Genomic DNA, 4,858 nt, shown 5'->3' on the forward strand with positions numbered 1-4,858 from the left:
CGATGCCAATGACAAGAGTGGAAGTGGAAATACGTTCAACACGTTGATTTTGAGCCTTAATTAGTCTAGACTTCATGATAACGCCTCCTAGGTGTGAGTTCTGAGGGCTGCAACCCAGTACATACTCATCCTAGCGAGGCGACTATTTTTATGCAAATTGAATCTCTTAGCACCTACAGGAATGTTTAACGAAAAAATGTTGAATCTAGTTCGTCGGGAATGGGATCAAGTTCTTGTCACCCGACAATGCTCAACTACTATCGGTTGACAAGAACCTTATGACATAAATGACAAAAACTTTATCCCGTCATCCGATATTACACTAAACAAAAGAAACAAGGAGAATTACTTGTTCAGTATTTCAAAGAAGGTTTAATCTCTTGGGAAATCAACTTTCATTATATCCATGAACAGTACCTTCAAAGTTTCTCCGCTTCTTTGGACGTGCACCTTTTCTGTTCGTGAATCCATTATTGTAATCAAACCACGTACTGGTTCTTCCCATCCCCAAACCGTTAGCACGATTTCGGAATTTTCTAGTTTCGCTTCAGTTAATTGGTTGGCGAGTACAAATTCATCTCGAGTAGGTCTCTTTAATACCTTTGCCTTTCCCAAGTTGAACCCCCTAATATAAAGAATTAACCATTTATGCCTGATACACCATATCCCGATTTTTACCAATTAAACTCGCCACTCTTCAGGAAGCAATTGTATGTATTTGGGCTGTAAATACCGATCATCGACAAGTACGAGAGAACCACGATCCCGCTCCGATCGAATCAGCCTGCCGCCCGCTTGCAGCACCTTGTTCATGCCCGGAAAAACATATGCGTAATCAAAGCCGTCCCGTCCTGTTCTGTTGTAATAGTTTTTCATCAGATCACGTTCCAGTCCGATTTGTGGTAGCCCAACACCAACGATAATGACACCGGTCAGCCGGTCCCCTTGCAGATCGATTCCCTCCGAAAATATGCCTCCCAATACGGCAAAGCCGACTAACGTCCTCGCCCTTCCCGCCTGGAACGCGTCCAGAAACCACTCCCGCTCCTCTTCCGACATCGTATTGGTCTGAACAAGGATATCGGCGTCCGGAATTTCCTCTTCGTACGCAGCCACTCCGGCCTGCAAATAATCAAACGAAGGAAAAAAGACCATGTAGCAACCATTACGCCTGCTGATCCGCTCGCGAAGCAGTGATCCCAGTCTGGCCATCGAGCTTTCACGGTCTCGGTATCGCGTCGATAACGCCGCGATACTCACCTCCCATTGGTCCTTCGAGAAGGGGGATGGAATCGCAAACGTATAATCGTCCTCCCCGGCACCGAGTACATCCTTGTAGAAGCCGAACGGGGACAGCGTTGCCGAGAAAAAAATTTTTGCCCGATAGCCATTGCTCATATGTCGCAGCAGCTGCGACGGATCTAGGCATAGCAGCTTCACTCTGACCTCGCTGCGCTCGACTTCGGCATAGGTGACGAACCGTTCATCCGCCAGCTTCGCGATTCGAAGGAAGCTTTGCGCCGCGAAATAAACATCTTTCAAAAGCGTCAGTCCTTCTTCTTCCCCGCCTGCAACAAGCGTCTGCTCGGCTGCTTCGGCAAAAGACTCTAACCGTTCAAGCAAGCTCTGCGGCGGACCGTCAAGCAGCGAATGCGTCCGCTCCCCCACCTCCTTGCGCAGTTCGATAAATATTTCATTCAATGCCTTCGCCGCCTGGGCAAGCTCTCGTTGCTTGCCCCTGCTTTCCCGCTGAAGATGGAGAAAATCGGATTTTACTAGCTCCGCAGAAAACATGTCCCTTGCCCGGTCGACCAAATTATGCGCTTCATCCACCAACAGAGCGGTATGCTTGCGCTGCTCCTGCAGCAACCGCTTCAACGACACACGCGGATCGAACACATAATTATAGTCGCAGATGACCGCATCCGCGGCGTATGCCGCTTCTATTGACAGCTCGAACGGACATACCCGGTGTTTGTGTGCATACCGTTCAATCACCTCGCGGCCCATCGATGCCTCACTCTCCAGCATGTCTAGCATCGCGCCGTTAAGCCGGTCGTAGAAGCCATCTGCGTATTCGCAGTACTCCTTCGAGCAGCGCACCTCGTCCTTGAAGCATACTTTTTCCTTCGCCGTCAGCGTGACGGTCTTCGTCCGTAAGCCAGCATCCGCCATGGCGCGCATCGCATGCTCCGCCGCAGTCCGGGTTATCGTTTTGGCCGTTATGTAGAAGATTCGTTGAAGATGCCCTTGCCCGATCGCTTTAACGGCCGGGAACAAGGTCGAGATCGTTTTGCCGGTTCCGGTCGGAGCTCTTGCGAATAAATCTTTCCCTTCGGCGATCGCCGTATAAACGGCACCGGCCAACTTACGCTGCCCTTCCCGGTAGGCCGGATAAGGAAACGGCAGGCTCCGCGCGCTCTCGTTCCGTTCCTGTTCGTGCTTGGCCATCAATCTTGCATATGGTGTATATACCTGCAGCATTCCAAGCACTAGACCTTCCAGTTCCTCAGTCGTCTGCTCCTTCCGAAAATGAATTTGTTCGTCAGCATCCAGCTGCACATAGGTCAGCTGCACACCCAGCTTCAATAAGCCTTCCTTCACGGCATACATATACGCATAACATTGTGCCTGCGCCCAATGTTCGGGGTGCGCGTGTTCCTCAATACGTTTAATATCCTGCAAAGTGGACTTAATTTCTTCAATAGCGACAAGTTCGTTCTCCGGGAATCGGATGCCATCGCAGCGCCCTTCCAGCCGAAAACGCAAGTCCCCGCATTCGAATTCCTGCTGCAGCGGTACTTCCTTGAGGTCCGATTCTCCGTACGTCTTTTGCAGCTTCTGATGCGCAAGCGTCCCTTCTGAGAACGTAGGTGCCGCGTGAAAGCCAGACTCCAGACTGCCTCTGCGAAACGCGTATTCGACCAGTGCACGTACGGAAATGCGAATAATCGGTAGCATATGCTCTCACCCGAAATCCTGTTTGATTACGCATAAGCATACCATGTTTTGCATCAAATGAAAACAAGCGTTCCCATATATAACTAAATGTCGTCCCACCGATAAGGAACAAGCCATGCAGTCCCATGTACATTCATCTACCAGATTATTTATCATTAATATTGGGGGCTGCTCTTTGATTCGCCACCAGAAGCTGCGGTCTCCCAGATCCTCCGCTGCACCGACGAAGGCCCTTGCTCCCTCGCTGCAAGTAGTTTGCCGCCAGACCAGGCATCCCGAACGGTGCTCGGAAGTGACCGCGATGTATTCCCTGATAATAAAGTTGTTTAAATAGTCGCAAAAAATGCAGTAAACCCGACCTATATGCGGGGCCGGGTTAGAAATAAAGTTGTTTAAAATCGCGTTCAACTATCGTACCCAGTTAGTTGAGCAATGGAGCCTGCACAGTGAGCGGATCCGATTATACCAAACTACAAAATCTCCCGATTGGCGAGCATAATCGATTCGGCCTCGTCCCAGAGCCGCGGTAGAAACTGCAGCACATCTTCGGCACGACGCACAAGAGTGTCGGACGAGGTGATGCCGAGGTCGATGACGAATTCCTCAAACGCCGGAGCTAGCTCAACTTGTAGTTTTGGGGCATCTGTGGAGAGTATTTTGTGGCACCGGGCGAAGGTCGCCCCGATCCAGAACACCGCTTCGCGGTGATATCCATCGCGGATAAGGTTACGGCTACCGTCAATCGCAATCGGTCGTGAAGCGGCGGTGATGTCACTGCTGAAGAAGAATGGGGTCTTGGCGTGCGCCGCGGCGACGTCGAAGGTACGGGCAAGCGCGCTCAGATGATGGCTGGTGCGCTGCGAGGTCCAATGCTCGCAGCCCAGCAGCCTCAACAATTCCGGATAGATGTCGGTTCGCCCGAACTCCTGAAGCATGTTGTACACAGCCAGGTAGCGAAGCCGCACGGTAGGGTTGCGAAGAGCTGCGACGAGAAGGACGTGTGTGGTGACTCCGGTCATGAACAACCATGCCATAATCTGGTCATGCCATGGTGCAGTCAGATCGATGTTCCGTAACCCATGCTCTATCTTCTGCCTAACGTTTTCGCAGCGGCGCCACACCCATTCCCTCTCGGCAAAATGCCGCGACACCTTCTGCTGCAAGCCGCGCAGCTGTCCGGTAGGATCTGCAATGATGGTATCCACGCGGAAGCTGCCGGCTAGGTGGTACGATGTCAGAACCTCCTCGGCAGAGGCGATCTCGTTCCACGTTAAGAAGGTTATTTCGATCAGCGCATCACGGTAGATGAACTTCCCCAGTTTCAGAGGTGGTTTTGCTTCAGAGGTAACAACGACAACATCAATGTCGGAGCCCACTGACATCATCACGTCATCCGGCTGACCAACCGTCGAGCCGCTGAAATACGCCCCCATGAACCATGCTTCCTGACTAGTACACTGCATTACCCACTCCGTTGCTGCCGCTCGAGCCGTCCCTATTTTCATGGATTATCCCTCCGATCCTATATTCAAGCAAGAGCTTACCATAAGCTTAATGGATAAAACAGTCTGTTTTTCCAGCTGTTACTTTGGTATTATTAACTTAAAGCAAGGATAAAAAAATTGCCCTCAAAGAGACAGCCGTGATCAGCTGCCTCTTTTTGTATTTACTGAGCTATGCTGCCGTTAACGGAAAGAAAAAAACCGTTGCCGATAAGCAACCGTGATTGAGCTATCGTCACCCGTTAACATTCCTGTAGGCGTTAGTAGATTCAATTTGCAGAAAAAGAGACGCCCCGCTAGGATGAGAGTATGTACTGGGTTGCAGCCCTCAGAACTCACACCTAGGAGGCGTTATCATGAAGTCTAGACTAATTAAGGCTCAAAATCAACGTGTT

Annotated in this window: 3 protein-coding genes; all 3 read right to left on the reverse strand. The window is 50.7% G+C overall.

From position 1 onward, the window contains the following. Positions 1–372: 372 nt before the first annotated feature. The gene (locus ACFQI7_RS37535) at positions 373–615 is read right to left on the reverse strand and encodes a YolD-like family protein (RefSeq protein ID WP_218103548.1); all 243 of its coding nucleotides are present in this window, start codon (positions 613–615) and stop codon (positions 373–375) included. A gap of 66 nt (positions 616–681) precedes the next feature. Beyond that, positions 682–2,961 (reverse strand): ATP-dependent DNA helicase, encoded by a 2,280-nt coding sequence (locus ACFQI7_RS37540; RefSeq protein WP_218103549.1) that lies wholly within the window; start codon positions 2,959–2,961, stop codon positions 682–684. A 470-nt stretch (positions 2,962–3,431) separates the two neighbouring features. Beyond that, positions 3,432–4,466, reverse strand: a complete 1,035-nt coding sequence (locus tag ACFQI7_RS37545) for a hypothetical protein (RefSeq protein ID WP_377518602.1) — start codon at positions 4,464–4,466, stop codon at positions 3,432–3,434. Between the last annotated feature and the right edge of the window lie 392 nt (positions 4,467–4,858).

It is taken from the genome of Paenibacillus allorhizosphaerae (genome assembly GCF_042659105.1).
Lineage (GTDB): Bacteria > Bacillota > Bacilli > Paenibacillales > NBRC-103111 > Paenibacillus_G > Paenibacillus_G allorhizosphaerae.

Excerpts from the sequence above, each read along its gene's own strand:
- ACFQI7_RS37545 (WP_377518602.1), bottom strand. The coding sequence starts at position 4,466 with ATGAAAATAGGGACGGCTCGAGCGGCAGCAACGGAGTGGGTAATGCAG.
- ACFQI7_RS37540 (WP_218103549.1), bottom strand. The coding sequence starts at position 2,961 with ATGCTACCGATTATTCGCATTTCCGTACGTGCACTGGTCGAATACGCG.